15 protein-coding genes are annotated in these 14369 nt (G+C 64.4%); 5 read left to right on the forward strand and 10 right to left on the reverse strand.

What is annotated here, in order from left to right; translation table 11 throughout:
- Nucleotides 1–188: 188 nt before the first annotated feature.
- The 4 genes from ABIA96_RS03455 to ABIA96_RS03470 are packed head-to-tail and all read right to left on the reverse strand — an operon-like array spanning nucleotide 189 to nucleotide 3385.
- Nucleotides 189–704 carry a GNAT family N-acetyltransferase gene (locus ABIA96_RS03455; protein ID WP_354135606.1) on the reverse strand — a complete coding sequence of 172 codons (516 nt, stop codon included), beginning with the start codon at nucleotides 702–704 and terminating at the stop codon, nucleotides 189–191.
- Between the two features lie 57 nt (nucleotides 705–761).
- Nucleotides 762–1697, reverse strand: coding sequence for a glycosyltransferase family 2 protein (locus ABIA96_RS03460; RefSeq protein ID WP_354135607.1), 936 nt, complete (start codon nucleotides 1695–1697; stop codon nucleotides 762–764).
- Nucleotides 1694–2845: a hypothetical protein gene (locus ABIA96_RS03465; RefSeq protein WP_354135608.1), complete on the reverse strand. Its 1152-nt coding sequence runs from the start codon at nucleotides 2843–2845 to the stop codon at nucleotides 1694–1696. Before ABIA96_RS03465 ends, ABIA96_RS03460 begins: the two co-directional genes overlap by 4 nt.
- 48 nt (nucleotides 2846–2893) lie before the next feature.
- Nucleotides 2894–3385, reverse strand: coding sequence for an NUDIX domain-containing protein (locus ABIA96_RS03470; protein ID WP_354135609.1), 492 nt, complete (start codon nucleotides 3383–3385; stop codon nucleotides 2894–2896).
- 92 nt (nucleotides 3386–3477) lie between these two features.
- Here ABIA96_RS03470 and ABIA96_RS03475 point away from each other — a divergent pair, with 92 nt between their 5' ends.
- Complete coding sequence (locus ABIA96_RS03475) at nucleotides 3478–4374, forward strand: metallophosphoesterase family protein (protein ID WP_354135610.1); 897 nt, start codon at nucleotides 3478–3480, stop codon at nucleotides 4372–4374.
- 141 nt (nucleotides 4375–4515) lie between these two features.
- Here the strand turns inward: ABIA96_RS03475 and ABIA96_RS03480 are convergent, their stop codons facing one another.
- The 3 genes from ABIA96_RS03480 to ABIA96_RS03490 form a co-directional block, all read right to left on the reverse strand.
- Nucleotides 4516–5070, reverse strand: a complete 555-nt coding sequence (locus tag ABIA96_RS03480; RefSeq protein WP_354135611.1) for a hypothetical protein — start codon at nucleotides 5068–5070, stop codon at nucleotides 4516–4518.
- A 191-nt stretch (nucleotides 5071–5261) separates the two neighbouring features.
- A complete protein-coding gene (locus tag ABIA96_RS03485; RefSeq protein WP_094975753.1) occupies nucleotides 5262–5471 on the reverse strand; it encodes a DUF4170 domain-containing protein in 210 nt (69 codons plus the stop codon).
- Nucleotides 5472–5501: 30 nt separating this feature from the next.
- Nucleotides 5502–7139 carry an isocitrate lyase gene (locus ABIA96_RS03490; RefSeq protein WP_354135612.1) on the reverse strand — a complete coding sequence of 546 codons (1638 nt, stop codon included), beginning with the start codon at nucleotides 7137–7139 and terminating at the stop codon, nucleotides 5502–5504.
- A 201-nt stretch (nucleotides 7140–7340) separates the two neighbouring features.
- Between ABIA96_RS03490 and ABIA96_RS03495 the strand changes: the two genes are divergently transcribed.
- On the forward strand, nucleotides 7341–8786 hold the full coding sequence (locus tag ABIA96_RS03495; RefSeq protein ID WP_354135613.1) for a helix-turn-helix domain-containing protein: 1446 nt from the start codon (nucleotides 7341–7343) through the stop codon (nucleotides 8784–8786).
- Nucleotides 8787–8930: 144 nt separating this feature from the next.
- Here ABIA96_RS03495 and ABIA96_RS03500 read toward each other — a convergent pair whose 3' ends face one another.
- Nucleotides 8931–9224 (reverse strand): antibiotic biosynthesis monooxygenase, encoded by a 294-nt coding sequence (locus ABIA96_RS03500; RefSeq protein WP_148771790.1) that lies wholly within the window; start codon nucleotides 9222–9224, stop codon nucleotides 8931–8933.
- Nucleotides 9225–9628: 404 nt separating this feature from the next.
- Here ABIA96_RS03500 and ABIA96_RS03505 point away from each other — a divergent pair, with 404 nt between their 5' ends.
- Together ABIA96_RS03505 and ABIA96_RS03510 are read left to right on the forward strand one after the other, a co-directional pair.
- A complete protein-coding gene (locus tag ABIA96_RS03505; RefSeq protein WP_354135614.1) occupies nucleotides 9629–10441 on the forward strand; it encodes a hypothetical protein in 813 nt (270 codons plus the stop codon).
- Between the two features lie 174 nt (nucleotides 10442–10615).
- Nucleotides 10616–10963 carry a hypothetical protein gene (locus ABIA96_RS03510; protein ID WP_354135615.1) on the forward strand — a complete coding sequence of 116 codons (348 nt, stop codon included), beginning with the start codon at nucleotides 10616–10618 and terminating at the stop codon, nucleotides 10961–10963.
- A 180-nt stretch (nucleotides 10964–11143) separates the two neighbouring features.
- Here the strand turns inward: ABIA96_RS03510 and ABIA96_RS03515 are convergent, their stop codons facing one another.
- Nucleotides 11144–11785, reverse strand: coding sequence for a tetratricopeptide repeat protein (locus tag ABIA96_RS03515; protein WP_354135616.1), 642 nt, complete (start codon nucleotides 11783–11785; stop codon nucleotides 11144–11146).
- Between the two features lie 135 nt (nucleotides 11786–11920).
- Nucleotides 11921–12853 (reverse strand): zinc metalloprotease HtpX, encoded by a 933-nt coding sequence (htpX, locus tag ABIA96_RS03520; protein ID WP_354135617.1) that lies wholly within the window; start codon nucleotides 12851–12853, stop codon nucleotides 11921–11923.
- 185 nt (nucleotides 12854–13038) lie between these two features.
- Between htpX and ABIA96_RS03525 the strand changes: the two genes are divergently transcribed.
- Nucleotides 13039–14340 carry a lytic murein transglycosylase gene (locus tag ABIA96_RS03525; protein ID WP_354135618.1) on the forward strand — a complete coding sequence of 434 codons (1302 nt, stop codon included), beginning with the start codon at nucleotides 13039–13041 and terminating at the stop codon, nucleotides 14338–14340.
- The last annotated feature ends 29 nt before the right edge of the window (nucleotides 14341–14369 follow it).

Here is a 14369-nt window from a genome sequence, read left to right on the forward strand (position 1 = left end):
TGGACAAAATGCCACCGATCATGATGCTCCGACCGCTCCGAATATTCCCGTCTGCACCGATTTGAAGCGCGCACGCACAGCTGCGTAGCCCGGATGGAGCGCAGCGAAATCCGGGGCGATCTCACCGAACGGACAGAACCCGGATTGCGCTTCGCTCCATCCGGGCCACGAGGTGCTTGCACCGCAGACTACCCGCGCGCCTTGCTCCAGTCGGGAGCGACCGCTCCCGAGACGCCTTCGAAGGCGCCGTCGACGAGCTCGAACACCAGGACGCGGGCGGCTTCGACCGGGCCCGGCATGGTGATGCGTCCCTTGGGGACGAGCTTGAAACCAACGCGGCTGTAATAGGGCTCGTCGCCGACCAGCAGCACGAGGCGATGGCCGTTGTCCCTGGCGTCCTTCAGCGCCCGCTCCATCAGCATGCGGCCGATACCGCGGCTGCGAAACGGCGGCTCGACGGTGAGCGGCCCGAGCAGCAGCGCCTGAGTCTCGCCGATCACAACAGGCAATTGCCTGACCGAGCCTACCAGCAGCGTGCCGATGCGGGCGGTGAAGGAGACGTCGAGCAGATGATCGACGTGCTCGCGGATTCGGTAGGCGCTGAGCACGAAGCGGCCGGGGCCGAAGGTGCGCTCGTGCAGCCGCTCGATCGCCTGGGCGTCGCCCGGGGCTTCGGGACTGATGGTGATTGAGAGATCGTTCATGTTGCTTCGCGGAGTAGCATCTGCGTATCTGAAGGTCTATGGGTGCCGCGCCCGACTTCAGGTCCTTTTCGGCGCCGGCTGGGACAGATAGGCCAGCATCTTCATCTCCCGCCGTCCCCGCGTCACGGTATCGAGCACGAGGCCGGACGAGACCGACAGCATCGCCACGATCGTCAATCCCATCGACAGCACGGCGGTCGGCAGGCGCGGCACGAGCCCGGTTTCGATGAATGTGACGACGATCGGGATCGCAAGGATGATCGCGGCCAGCGCCAGCAGGATCCCGATGACGGTGAAGAAGCGCAGCGGCCGCTCCGAGCGGTACAGTTTCAGCATGGTGCCGAAGATACGAAAGCCGTCGCGCCAGGTGTTGAGCTTCGAGAACGAGCCTTCCGGACGCGCGTAATAGGGCGTCTCGACCTCGGCAACCGGCAGCGACAGCTCCAGCGCGTAGACCGCGAGCTCGGTCTCGATCTCGAAGCCATCGGACAGCACGGGGAACGATTTGACGAAGCGCCGCGAGAACACGCGGTAGCCGGACAGGATGTCCTTGAAGGCATGGCCGAAGGTCGAGGACAGGAAGCCGGTCAGCATGCGGTTGCCGGTGCGATGACCGAGACGGTAGGCGGCCTGCGACTGGTCGATGCGGAGCCCGACCACCATGTCGAGATGTTCGTCGAGCAGCTTGTCGATCATGCGCGGGGCGCTCGGCGCATCGTAGGTGGCGTCGCCGTCGACCAGCACGTAGATGTCGGCCTCGACGTCGGCGAACATGCGGCGAACGACGTGGCCCTTGCCCTGCCGCCGCTCGCTACGCACGACCGCGCCGGCCTCGCGCGCCACGGCAGCGGTGCTGTCGCGCGAATTGTTGTCGTAGACATAGATCTCGGCCGCGGGCAGCGCCTTGCGGAAGTTGGCGACGACGGTCGCGACCGCCGCCTCCTCGTTGTAGCAGGGCACCAGCACGGCGATGCGGGGTTGAGCGGACGTCATCGCGGCAGCGCTCCCAGACTGGCCGGCTCGCGCCGGACCGATGCAACCTCACGCGCCTCAGCCGGCTGCAAGAGCCGGGCAAACGACAGCGTCCACAGCGACAGCATCGTGATCGGCACGACGTAGTACGGCGTGAAGATCGGATGGCTCAGGAAGAACCCGAGATTGACGACGAGGTTACCGGCAACGATGCAGGCAGCCTGCCGCACATGCCTCTCGCCGGACCACAACAGCGAAAGCGTCGCGCCGATCGCAAGCACGATCAGCACGATCTGCGTGTCGCGCAGATACTGGCCGAAGACCGCGAGATCGAACGTCGGCGCGACCAAATCGGCGCTGCCATAGGTCGTCGCCACCGCGCTGCCGGCGTTGATGGCCTGGGCAGCCAGCGTCGGCGCCATGCCGACAAGCACACCAGCACCGAAGGCGAGGCCTCGCACGAATGGCGCGAGCGAGCGCGTCCACAGGAAGGGAATACCGAGGAAGAGGAAATAGCCGGCCGCGAGCAAGGCATTCGGCAATCTGAAATTGACGGACGCGCCGAGCAGCAGACCGATCAGCGCGATCAGCAAGACGCTGCGCTTGTCCCTGGCCAGCCACAGCGTCGTCAGTAAGCCCGCGACCGCACACAGCGCCATGGTCGGCGCAACCGAATAGCTCGCTTTCGCCGGATTGATCATGAGAGCGAGCGCTAGCGCGCCGAACACGCCTGCGCCTGAGATCGACGGCAGCGTCCGCGCCATGGCAATGCCCGCGAGCGCGAGGCCGCACACGATCAGGTTCGCGGCAATGTAGAGCGGCACGACCTGATGGCCTTGCGGAAACAATGCCAGCAGAAAGCCGGTGCCCGGTGGATATTGCAACACGATCTTGCCGCCTGGCATAGGATTGTGGCAGGGCCAGCGGATCGGATCATTCCACTCGGCGAAGGCGATCTCCTTCAACTTGCCCTCGAAAAAATGATCGTCGTCCCTGACCGCGTTGGTGTCGAGCCCGCCGATGCCGAAGCGCTGGAATAGATGCGCCTGCCGGAGATAGCAGATGTCGTCATAGACCCCGCGCGCCTCGCTCCAGCGCGACATTGTCGCGATGTTGCTGGCGAGGATCGCGACACAAATCAGGCCGAAGGCGAGTTTTGCGGCTTTCATTAGGTTTCCGTGGCGCCCATTCGGACTGCTTACTAGCATAGCCCGCCCTCAGCGCCACGTCGCAATCAGGGGCTTGCCGTGAAGCACTTCCGCGATCCGCAGCCTCGTGCCGCGCGTCGTCTCCTCCGGCAGCGCAGCGGTGTCGAAGAAGCCGCATTCGATGATCTCGTGGTTGGGCGCCGGCAGCCGGTCCTGCCGGAAATGCCTGACGACATAGACCGCGACATGGTCGCGGCGGGAGATGTGGCTGTTGAGAAAGATGCCATGCAGCACCGCCTCACCGGTCAGGTCGATATCGCCCTCCTCCTTGAGCTCGCGGCGCATCGCCTGTTCCATGGTCTCGCCATAGTCGACGCCGCCGCCGGGCAGATACCAGCCCGAGACGTAGCTGTGCTTGACCAGAAACACCTTGTTGTCGGCATCGAGCACCACGGCGCGGACGCCGAGCGTCATGGCGCGGACCAGCAGGAAATAAGCGTGGAAGACACGCCGCCGCAGCGGCTCTAGTCTCCGTCGGATCTCGTCCAGGCGCTTCGCCATCAGTCTCTCGTTGTGCGCCCTTTCAGGCTTCCCTTGCGCAGGTGTCGCGACCTTGCCATTACAGCAAGGGAATAGCGAGGCTATCGCGCGCCATGACTTACCAGACGTCGGCACCTTTCACGCTCGCCCATCTGTCCGACCCGCATTTGCCGCCGCTGCCGAGGCCGCGATTGATCGAGCTCGCCGGCAAGCGCGCGCTCGGCTATGTGAACTGGACGCGCAACCGTCACAAATACCAGCGCCGGGAGGTGCTCGACGCGCTGGTCGCCGACGTCCAAGCGCAGGCGCCCGACCACATCGCAGTGACGGGCGATCTCGTCAATCTCGCAATGGAGGCGGAGTTCGCACCGGCGCGCGCCTGGCTCGACGGGGTCGGGCCGCCCGACCGGGTCACCACGATTCCCGGCAATCACGACGCCTATGTCCGCGCCACCACGCATCGCTTCGGCGAGACCTTTGCGCCCTATCTTGCGAGCGACGACGGCCGCATCGGCTTTCCCGGCGTGCGCCGGCGCGGGCCGGCTGCGCTGATCAGCCTCTCCAGCGCCGTGCCGACGCTGCCCTTGATGGCGACGGGCACGCTCGGACGCGACCAGCTCGCCGCGCTCGAGCAGATCCTCGACGAGCTCGCGGCCGAGGACGCCTTCCGCGTGCTGCTGGTGCATCATCCGCTGAGATCCGACGCACGCCAGAAGCGGCTGACCGATGCTGCCGCGCTGCTGGCGCTGCTGAAGCGCTACGGCGTCGAGCTGATCCTGCATGGGCACGACCACATCCATTCGACGATGTGGTTCGAAGGTCCCAACGGCAACATTCCCGCGATCGGCGTGCCGTCGGCGTCGGCGCTCGCGCACGGGCGCTATCCGGCGGCGGCCTACAATCTGCTCGCGATCGAGAAGGACAATGCCGGCTGGCGCTGCGATCAGATCGTGCGAAGCCTGGATCATGGCATGCAGATGCGAGAGATCAAGCGAGTACGGGTGGTATGAGAGTTTCGTCATTCCGGGGCGCGCGTCGGCGCGAGCCCGGAATCCATCGGGCCGCAGCGCATGGCGATGAATGGATTCCGGGTTCATGCTTCGCATGCCGCGGAATGACGGAGAGAAACGTCCCGAGACGACGGAGAGCAATCACCAGCTCCGCAACGCCGCGAGCACGGCGACGCCGAACAGCGCGGCGGCGCCGAGGATGAATCCGAACACAAACGGCCACACGCGCGAACGACGGGGCGGCTCTATGATTTGCGGCTTCGGCTCCGGCGGTACCACCATCGCGCGCTCACGCTCGATCATGCGGCGGGCGACGTAGTCGGTGACGGCTTCGACGATGACTGCCGTGTCGTGCGATTCGGCGAGCACGATGCGACCGAAACGGGTGTCCTGGACAAAGCGGTACATCCGCTTGTCGCGCCCCATCATGATGTGGGCGACGGCGTCGATCCAGAGCCTGGGCGTATCGCCCTGGCTGATGCCGCGGTCGAACAAATCGATCTGCTCGGGCACCTGGGCAAACAGCGGGTCAAGCGCGTCGTTGAGGATCTCGAGCCGCGCCACCTCGGCGTCCCTGAGATCGACGACGACGCCGGTGCGGTCGGCAGCCTCGATCCGCGCGCGCAACAGCGCATCGCGCAGCCGCACCGGGCGCGGCTGGCTGGGATGGGTCCCGCTGGTTTCGGGCTCTGACATTGTCGGCGTCGTCCTCGACTTTCCGCCATTAACCTATCAGCAACCAGAGCGCCCGCAAAGGGCCCATCATTCCAGATACTTACGGCGCCCACAGGCCGCTGATGTGTGCCAAAAGCAGACGATCCCACCCGGCTTGCGCCGGATGGGACCCTCCGTCCTTGGACGTCTTCTTAGATTTTATCAGACAGCCGTCAGGCCGAGACCCGCGACGGCTCTTCCACGATCGAGAAACGGACGCCGGCCTTGTGGCGGTTCTCTTCCGAGACCGTGCGCCAGGCATCCTCGGCTTCCGTGCGGGTCTTGAACGGACCCTGCACCTGGGCCGAGCCTTCCACGAGCTTGTGGAAGTTCATCGAGCCGAACTCGCCGCCGATCACCCAGAAATTGCTGCCTTTGGTCATTGTCAGTCTCCTGTCGAATAGCGTGATGCGTTAGCCGAACTGGTTCATGGTGTTGTGCGTGCCGCCCGCCTTCAGGGCAGCTTCGCCGGCGAAGTACTCCTTGTGGTCGTCGCCGATATCGGAGCCGGCCATGTTCTGATGCTTGGCGCAGGCGATGCCCTGACGAATCTCCTGGCGCTGGACGTTCTTCACGTAGCCGAGCATGCCCTGCTCGCCGAAATATTCCCTGGCGAGGTTGTCGGTGGAGAGCGCTGCCGTGTGATACGTCGGCAGCGTGATCAGGTGATGGAAGATGCCGGCACGCTTGGCCGAATCCGCCTGGAAGGTGCGGATGCGTTCGTCGGCTTCGAGGGCCAGCGGCGTCTCGTCATATTCCGGCTTCATCAGATCGGCGCGGTTGTACTTGCTGACATCCTTGCCGGCTTCCTTCATCGCGTCGTAGACCTGCCAACGGAAGTTGAGCGTCCAGTTGAACGAGGGCGAGTTGTTGTAGGCGAGCTTGGCGTTCGGAATGACCTCGCGGATGCGGTCGACCATCTTGGCGATCTGCTCGATATGCGGCTTCTCGGTCTCGATCCAGAGCAGGTCGGCACCGTTCTGCAGCGAGGTGATGCTGTCGAGCACGCAGCGGTCTTCGCCCGTGCCGGGACGGAACTGGTAGAGGTTCGAGGGCAGCCGCTTCGGACGCATCATCTTGCCGTTGCGGTTGATGATGACGTCGCCATTGCGCGCGTTCTCAGCAGTGATTTCCTCGCAATCCAGGAAGCTGTTGTACTTGTCGCCGAGGTCGCCCGGCTTGTGGCTGACGGCGATCTGCTGCGTCAGACCAGCGCCGAGCGAGTCGGTGCGGGTGACGATGACGCCGTCTTCGACGCCGAGCTCGAGGAAGGCGTGGCGGCAGGCGCGAATCTTCGCGATGAACACCTCGTGGGGCACGGTGACCTTGCCGTCCTGGTGACCGCACTGCTTCTCGTCGGAGACCTGGTTCTCGATCTGGAGCGCGCAGGCACCCGCCTCGATCATCTTCTTGGCGAGCAGATAGGTCGCCTCGGCGTTGCCGAAGCCGGCGTCGATGTCGGCGATGACGGGCACGACATGGGTCTGGAAGTTATCGATCTTCGCGATCAGCTCCTTCTCGCGCGTCTTGTCGCCTTCCTTGCGCGCCTTGTCGAGCGTGCGGAAGATGTCGTTGAGCTCACGGGAATCCGCCTGGCGGAGGAAGGTGTAGAGCTCCTCGATCAGCGCCGGCACCGAGGTCTTCTCGTGCATCGACTGGTCGGGCAGCGGCCCGAACTCGGAGCGCAACGCCGCGATCATCCAGCCCGAGAGGTAGAGATAGGTGCGATCGGTCTTGCCACCGAAATGCTTCTTCACCGAAATCAGCTTCTGCTGGGCGATGAAACCGTGCCAGCAGCCGAGCGACTGGGTGTACTTGGTCGGATCGGCATCATAGGCCGCCATGTCGGCCCGCATCAGCGCCGCGGTGTAGCGGGCGACGTCGAGGCCGGTCTTGAAGCGGTTCTGCAAGCGCATGCGCGCCACCGCCTCAGCCGACACCCCGTTCCAGGTCGGCTGGGTCTCGAGGAGCGCTTGGGCCGCCTCGATCTGGCTCTGATAGGACGCCGGGCCCTGGAGGCTCTCGCTCATACCGCGTGGCTGGAAGTTCATGTGCTCTCTCTCGACATTTTTGACAGTGCGTTGCGAAATGCGTGACACGAGCTAAACGCCAAAGAGAGAAGTTCGTACAGAGGCCTTGAATTTGAATGGTGATGTCATGTAACATAAGAACATGTCATAGATGTCATTTTGTCAATTTTGTAAAGAATACAGTTCAGACAGACTGTCCTTGATGCCTGTGGAGACCTGAAGATGCCCACCGAGTCCGGGAAAAAGCTGTTCGTCGGCCCGCGCTTCCGGCGGATCCGGCAGCAATTGGGGCTGTCGCAGACCCAGATCGCCGAGGGGCTCGGGATCTCGCCGAGCTACGTCAATCTGATCGAGCGGAACCAGCGCCCGGTGACCGCGCAGATCCTGCTGCGGCTGGCCGAAACCTACGATCTCGATCTGCGCGATCTCGCGACCGCCGACGAGGACCGCTTTTTCGCCGAGCTCAACGAGATCTTCTCCGATCCGCTGTTCCGCCAGATCGACGTGCCCAAGCAGGAGCTGCGCGACCTCGCCGAACTCTGTCCCGGCGTCACCCATGCGCTGCAGCGGCTCTATGCGGCCTATACCGAGGCGCGCCAGGGCGAGACGCTGGCGGCAGCCCAAATGGCGGACCGCGACGTCGGGACGCGCTATGAGGCCAATCCGGTCGAGCGCGTGCGCGAGCTGATCGAAGCCAACCGAAATTATTTTCCGGAGCTCGAGCAGGCAGCGGAAAATCTCCGCGACGAACTGAACGTCCCGGCTGAAGAACTCTATGCGGCGCTCGCCGCGCGCCTGCGCGAAAAGCATTCAATCCAGACCCGGATCATGCCGGTCGACGTGATGCGCGAGACATTGCGACGTTTCGACCGCCATCGCCGCCAGCTCCTGATCTCGGAGCTGATCGATCCGGCCGGCCGCGCGTTCCAGCTCGCCTTCCAGCTTGGCCTGGGCGAATGCGCGCAAGCCCTGGAGACCATCATCGGCCGCGCCGGCCCGCTCGACGACGCGCCGCGCCGGCTGTTCCGCATCACGCTCGGCAATTATTTCGCGGCAGCCGTGATGATGCCCTACCCGGCGTTCCTCGCTGCGGCCGAAGCGCTCAACTACGACATCCATTTGCTGGCGCAGCGGTTCAATTCCGGCTTCGAGCAGGTCTGCCATCGCCTCACCACGCTGCAACGGCCGAACGCGCGCGGCATTCCGTTCTTCCTGCTGCGGGTCGACAATGCCGGCAACGTGTCGAAGCGGTTTTCGTCGGGCACGTTTCCGTTCTCGAAATTCGGCGGCACCTGTCCACTGTGGAACGTACACTCGACCTTCGACACGCCTGATCGCTTGCTCAAGCAGGTGATCGAGCTGTCCGACGGCACGCGCTATTTCTCGATCGCGCAGATGGTGCGCCGGCCCGTGGCACCGCACCCGCTGCCGCAACCGCGCTTTGCGATCGGCCTCGGCTGCGAGATCCGCCACGCCGCGCGCCTGACTTACGCCGCCGGCATGGATCTGGAGAAGACGGAAGGTACGCCGATCGGCGTCAACTGCCGGCTCTGCGAGCGCGAAAACTGCGCCCAGCGCGCCGAGCCGCCGATCACGCGCACGCTGATCCTGGACGAGACGACGCGGCGGGTGTCGAGCTTCGCGTTCTCGAATGCACGGGAGCTGTGAGGGCGGCGGTCATCTGCGGCGGCCTCGTCATTGCGAGCGCAGCGAAGCAATCCAACTGTTTCCGCAGTGACAGCCTGGATTGCTTCGTCGCCAGCGCAAAATTGCTTCGCAATTTCGTCGCGGGCTCCTCGCAATGACGAAGAGTCACGCCAGCGTGTGCACGATCACCGGCCCCGCGGCGGCACTCGCATGCCCCGCCAGCAATGACCCCAAGTTCTTTTCGATCCAGGCGATGGCGCGCTTGTTCGCTTCCTCGGCCTGCTCGAACTTGTCGAAGATGGAGATCGCGGTCACCGTGTCGTCGCCGGCATAGACCACGTAATAGGCCCTGAAGCCGTCGACGTCGCTGATGATCGGAACGGCGCCGTCCTTGATGCGGCGCGCCAGCTCTTCGGCGCTTCCGCTTTTCGCCTTGGCCTGACGGATGGCGGCATACATGACATCCTCCCTTCCGGCTACTGATGTAGGGCATGGCGCCCGCTCGTGAGTCTATACCTCGGTATTAGCCCCGTCATCCCGGCGCAACCGCGAAGCGATTGTCGCTGGAGGTGCAAGGCGTGCGATGCGAAGCAGCGCACGAGGAGCCTCGAAGGATGAACGGCCCCGCTGCGGCAACCGGGCTGTCGCCCTTCGAGGGCCGCTGAAGGAGCGGCTACCTCAGGGTGACGGGATAGATAAGTGCCACCGCATCGGGCTTGGTTAACCCTGCCCTAATCCGCCTTCGCGATCTGCAACCAATCATTAAGCACGCCTCAACATCGCTGCCTTAGTCTCGCCCCACTCACTTTTCGCAAACAACGGCAGCCTATCCTGCCGCGTGAAGTGACATCAGGGGGTTCATCATGCGCATTGCGTTGCTGCTGACCGCGACCATTGTCGGCGCGCTCTTCGCCAATCCGTCCAACGCCGGCTCGCTCGATACCGCGTCCGCCGATGCAGCGAAGGCGCTGCCGCCCGGCTTCCAGAGCTATCGCGGCTACATGTTCGACGTGTCGGAGAATTCCGATCGCAAGGACGTCGACAAACTCACCGATAATCTGAAACAGCAGATCGACGTCGTCGAAGGCGCCGGCTTCTCCCCCCGCGTGCTGCGCTTCTTCCGTACCATCCCGATCATCGCGAGCGAGCTCGCCTGTCTCGACGAAGGCGCCGCGACCGCGTGCTACGGCCGGGTCACGCCGGACATCCAGCGCACCACCCCGCGCACCCTGACGGTGTGGGACCACGACAAGCAGCGCTGGACCAACCCGAACGCCGTCGACCTCGCGGTCGATTCCGGGCTCGGCGTGATCATGGTCCGGCCGGACATGATGCGTTACGAGAAGGAGGCCGTACTGCTCCACGAGATGCTGCACGCCTATCACGCGCGGCTGCTGCCGGACGGCTTCGCCAACAAGGGCGTGATCGGTTATTACGCCTACGCCAAGTCCAAGGATTTCCTGCCCAAGGAATCCTATGCGCTGAAGAACCACATGGAGTTCTTTGCGGTGACCGCCAGCATCTTCCTGTCCGGCAAGAGCGAACTCCACGATCCCAAGACCCGCGAAGCGCTCAAAGAGAAAATGCCGGACTACTACAAATATCTGGTCGGCCTGTTCGGCTTCGACCCTGATCCGGCGGCAAGCTCGAGCGGACCGGTCGCCTCGCTGAAATAAGGCACGCGTAGCGCTCCAGCGCCAGGCCATGCCAAAAGCCGCGCACAAAGCGCGGCTTTTCTATTTTGGTAACCGGAAGCTGCGGATGACGCCCGGGCGGCAATTGCCAAGGCGAGGCCCGATCTGCATAGTCCCGCCGCATCGATTGGGACTGTTTCGAAGAGGATAGAAGACATGGCGGACGCCGACCTGGATGTCGTGATCCGGCAACTGGCCAGACAGCTGCATACGGGCCTGATGTCCCGCGCCAAGGAGCGCCGGGATCGCTTCAACGGCCTTGCGGCCAAGGCCAAGGGCAAGGAGACCGGCGCCCGCTTCAAGATGATGGCCAAGACCACCATGGAGCAGGCCACTGCCGCCGCCAGGCGTCTCCAGATGTCCGCAGACAACGTCGCCGACAGCTACGCCCGCGCGATGCGAGTAGCCGCCAGCACGCCCGCTCCGGCGAAGCCGGAGAAGCCGGCCAGGGAAAAGCCGGCGAAGAAGGCTGCAAAGAAGGCCAAAGCCAAGAAGGCGAAGTAGCCCGCTTTCTTCCTTCTCCCCTTGTGGGAGAAGGTGGCGCGAAGCGCCGGATGAGGGGTTCTATCCGCGAACTCGTTGTGAGCGTGTCTGCGGAGACATACCCCTCACCCGTCTCGCCGCTATCGCGGCGAGCCACCCTCTCCCACAAGGGGAGAGGGAAAGACGGCAGCGCTGGAAATCTCACCGTCGCGGTGTGGAGACCTGGGTCGGCTCGGCCTGCGTGAGCTCGGCGAGTTTTGCGCGCGCAGCGTCGCGTATCCGGCTGTCCTTGCCGGGGGGCAGCGTAAGGGCTGCTTCGAAATCGGCGCGGGCATCGTCGGCCTGGCCGCGGGCGAGGAACGCAAGGCCACGGTCGAAACGGGCCTGCGCGTCCGACGGGTCGAGGCGGACGGCCGTGCTGTAGCTCAGGATCGCGCGGTCGAGATCGCTCTTGGCGGCGAGCGCGAGGCCGCGCTCGTGATAGGGCGCGGCGAGCTTGGGATCGAGCGCGATCGCCTCGTCGTAATCGGCAATCGCAAGCTCCTGCTCGCCGTTCTTCCGACGGGCTTCCGCGCGGTCGCGAAAGAGCGAGGCGCGGTTGGGATTGAGGTGAATCGCCTCGTTGAAATCGGCGATCGCCCGGCCATTGTCGCCGTGGCGCAGCGCGATCCGCCCGCGCCCTTCATAGGCGAAGGCAATCAGGGAGCCGCGAAACGGCGAAAAGCCGATCACGGCCGAGCAGATATCCGGCTCGTCCTCATCGCCGCAATTCACGACCGTATGCGTGGACAGGCCAATGGCCACGCCCAGGACGATCAGCAATGGCACGGTAATTCTGGTCATCTTCGACAGCGACCAGCGAGAGGCTGGCCACGTACCCCCTTTCGAAGGAATACTCTCGAAGAGGTGTTAGCACCGCCCGGGCAGGCACTGTGTGCGCCAGGTCACAAAGCCGGGCAAGATCCGGCCGGTTCCGTATCAGCCCCATGGTCCACGTGAAGACGAGCGACCCCACGGACCCTGCGGCGGATAATTCTCGTTGGCGCCGACCGACGGTGTGGCTCGCGTTCCGAGCTCCGCCGCGAGTTGCTGGAGCGCCGCGATGCGGTTCTGCGTCGAGGGATGGGTGGCGAAGAGATTGTCGACGCCATGGCCCGACAGCGGATTGATGATGAACATGTGCGCGGTCGCGGGATTTCGCTCGGCGTCATAGTTCGGCACCTGATGCGCGGCGCTCTCGATCTTCACCAGTGCCGAGGCGAGCCACATCGGCTGGCCCGCGATGCGCGCGCCGAGATTGTCGGCGGCATATTCGCGCGTGCGGCTGATGGCCATCTGCACCAGCATCGCCCCGAGCGGCGCCAGGATCATCATCAGGATCGAGCCGACAATGCCGGGACCGTTATTGTCGCGGTTGCCGCCGAAGAACATGCCGAACTGCGCCAGCATGGAGATGGCGCCGGCGATGGTCGCGGTCACAGTCATCAACAGCGTGTCGTGATTTTTGATATGCGCAAGTTCATGCGCGATCACGCCGGCGAGCTCCTCGCGGCTGAGCTGGTTCATCAGGCCGGTGGTGACGGCCACGGCCGCATTTTCGGGATTGCGTCCCGTCGCGAACGCGTTCGGCTGCGGCTCGTCCATCAGGAACACGCGCGGCATCGGCAGGCCCGCGCGGCCCGCAAGCTCGGCGACGAGCCCTACCAGTTCCGGCGCACTTTGACGGTCGACCTCATGGGCGCCATACATCGACAGCACCGCGCGGTCGGAGTTCCAGTAGGTGAAGAGATTGGTCGCGGCCGCAATCACCAGTGCGATCATGGCGCCCGTGGCACCGCCGATCAGATAGCCCACGCCCATGAACAGGGCGGTGAGGCCTGCGAGAAGCATTGCGGTGCGTAAATAGTTCATGGCCGTCTCCAACGCCGGCCATGGCCGCTGGGGGCACTGCGGGCCGGCAGGGATGAAGTAGGGATGACCCCGGCCGGAGCGCAAGGTTTCAGGGTGCGTCGCGGGGCCGCGGCACTGGTTTGAGACAGATCATTCCATTAAACTTCGTCAAGAATCCAAACGTCTCCTCCCCCTCCGGAAACCTCATGCTCCAGACCCGATTTGTGATCGCGGCCGCCGCCCTTCTCGCGCTCTCTTCAACCGCCTCCGCCCAGCTCAATCCGCGGCCCGCAAGGCCTGCCGCGCCAAAAGCCACGGCGCCATCGCCGCGCGCGGCGTCGTGCCACAATGGGCAGAGCTTCGATCGTTTTCTCGCCGACCTGAAACAGCAGGCGGTTGCTGCCGGCGTGTCGCAGCGAACGATATCGGAGGCTTCGCCCTACCTCGTCTACGACCAGGGCATCGTCAACCGCGACCGCGGCCAGCGCGTGTTCGGCCAGCTCTTCACGGAATTTGCCGGCCGCATGGCGGCGGCCTATCGCATGCAGAACGGCCAGCGGCACATCAAGCAACACGCGGCGGCGTTCGCGCGCGCCGAGAAGGAATACGGCGTGCCGCCAGCGGTGATCGCCGCGTTCTGGGGGCTGGAGAGCGATTTCGGTGTCAACATGGGCAATCTGCCGACGTTGAAATCGCTGGTGTCGCTCGCCTATGACTGCCGTCGTTCGGAGATGTTCGTGAACGAGACCATCGCCGCGCTGAAGATCATCGACCGCGGCGATCTCACGCCCGACGAGATGATCGGCTCCTGGGCGGGCGAGCTCGGCCAGACGCAGTTCCTGCCCGTGCATTACGTCAACTACGCCGTCGACTATGACGGCGACGGGCGACGCGACCTGCTGCGCAGCGAGGACGACGTGATCGGCTCGACCGCGAACTACATCGCCAACGGCTTGAAGTGGCGGCGCGGCGAATCTTGGCTGGAAGAGATCAAGGTGCCGCAGAACCTGCCCTGGGATCAGACCGACCTCAGCGTGCAGCTGCCGCGCTCGAAATGGGCGCAGTTCGGCGTCACCTATCCCGACGGTCGGCCGCTGCCGAATGACAATCTCGCGGCCTCGGTGCTGCTGCCGATGGGACGCAATGGGCCTGCCTTCATGGCGTACGCGAATTTCGCCGCTTATACCGAGTGGAATAACTCGCTGATCTATTCGACCACCGCAGGCTATCTCGCCTCGCGCATCGCGGGCGCAGCGCCGATGCGAAGGCCGTCGACGCCGGTCGCGCAATTGCCGTTCACTGAGCTCAAGCAATTGCAGCAGCTTCTGGTCCAAGCCGGCTTCAATGTCGGCAAGGTCGACGGCGTGCTCGGGCAGCAGAGCCGCGCCGCCGTGAAGGCGATGCAGATCAAATACGGCCTGCCCGCCGATTCCTGGCCGACGGCGGAGCTTCTGGCCCGCATGCGCGGCGGCACGGCACAGGCGCAGCCCCAGGCGACGGCACGGTAGAATTTTCGCACCGCACAAGCCACTTCCGC

Origin of the sequence: Bradyrhizobium sp. LB11.1, assembly GCF_040549385.1 — a bacterium.
GTDB lineage: Bacteria > Pseudomonadota > Alphaproteobacteria > Rhizobiales > Xanthobacteraceae > Bradyrhizobium.

Excerpts from the sequence above, each read along its gene's own strand:
- ABIA96_RS03465 (WP_354135608.1), bottom strand. The coding sequence starts at position 2,845 with ATGAAAGCCGCAAAACTCGCCTTCGGCCTGATTTGTGTCGCGATCCTC.
- ABIA96_RS03455 (WP_354135606.1), bottom strand. The coding sequence starts at position 704 with ATGAACGATCTCTCAATCACCATCAGTCCCGAAGCCCCGGGCGACGCC.
- ABIA96_RS03470 (WP_354135609.1), bottom strand. The coding sequence starts at position 3,385 with ATGGCGAAGCGCCTGGACGAGATCCGACGGAGACTAGAGCCGCTGCGG.
- ABIA96_RS03495 (WP_354135613.1), top strand. The coding sequence starts at position 7,341 with ATGCCCACCGAGTCCGGGAAAAAGCTGTTCGTCGGCCCGCGCTTCCGG.
- htpX (WP_354135617.1), bottom strand. The coding sequence starts at position 12,853 with ATGAACTATTTACGCACCGCAATGCTTCTCGCAGGCCTCACCGCCCTG.
- ABIA96_RS03460 (WP_354135607.1), bottom strand. The coding sequence starts at position 1,697 with ATGACGTCCGCTCAACCCCGCATCGCCGTGCTGGTGCCCTGCTACAAC.
- ABIA96_RS03485 (WP_094975753.1), bottom strand. The coding sequence starts at position 5,471 with ATGACCAAAGGCAGCAATTTCTGGGTGATCGGCGGCGAGTTCGGCTCG.
- ABIA96_RS03480 (WP_354135611.1), bottom strand. The coding sequence starts at position 5,070 with ATGTCAGAGCCCGAAACCAGCGGGACCCATCCCAGCCAGCCGCGCCCG.
- ABIA96_RS03475 (WP_354135610.1), top strand. The coding sequence starts at position 3,478 with ATGACTTACCAGACGTCGGCACCTTTCACGCTCGCCCATCTGTCCGAC.
- ABIA96_RS03510 (WP_354135615.1), top strand. The coding sequence starts at position 10,616 with ATGGCGGACGCCGACCTGGATGTCGTGATCCGGCAACTGGCCAGACAG.
- ABIA96_RS03490 (WP_354135612.1), bottom strand. The coding sequence starts at position 7,139 with ATGAACTTCCAGCCACGCGGTATGAGCGAGAGCCTCCAGGGCCCGGCG.
- ABIA96_RS03515 (WP_354135616.1), bottom strand. The coding sequence starts at position 11,785 with ATGACCAGAATTACCGTGCCATTGCTGATCGTCCTGGGCGTGGCCATT.
- ABIA96_RS03505 (WP_354135614.1), top strand. The coding sequence starts at position 9,629 with ATGCGCATTGCGTTGCTGCTGACCGCGACCATTGTCGGCGCGCTCTTC.
- ABIA96_RS03500 (WP_148771790.1), bottom strand. The coding sequence starts at position 9,224 with ATGTATGCCGCCATCCGTCAGGCCAAGGCGAAAAGCGGAAGCGCCGAA.
- ABIA96_RS03525 (WP_354135618.1), top strand. The coding sequence starts at position 13,039 with ATGCTCCAGACCCGATTTGTGATCGCGGCCGCCGCCCTTCTCGCGCTC.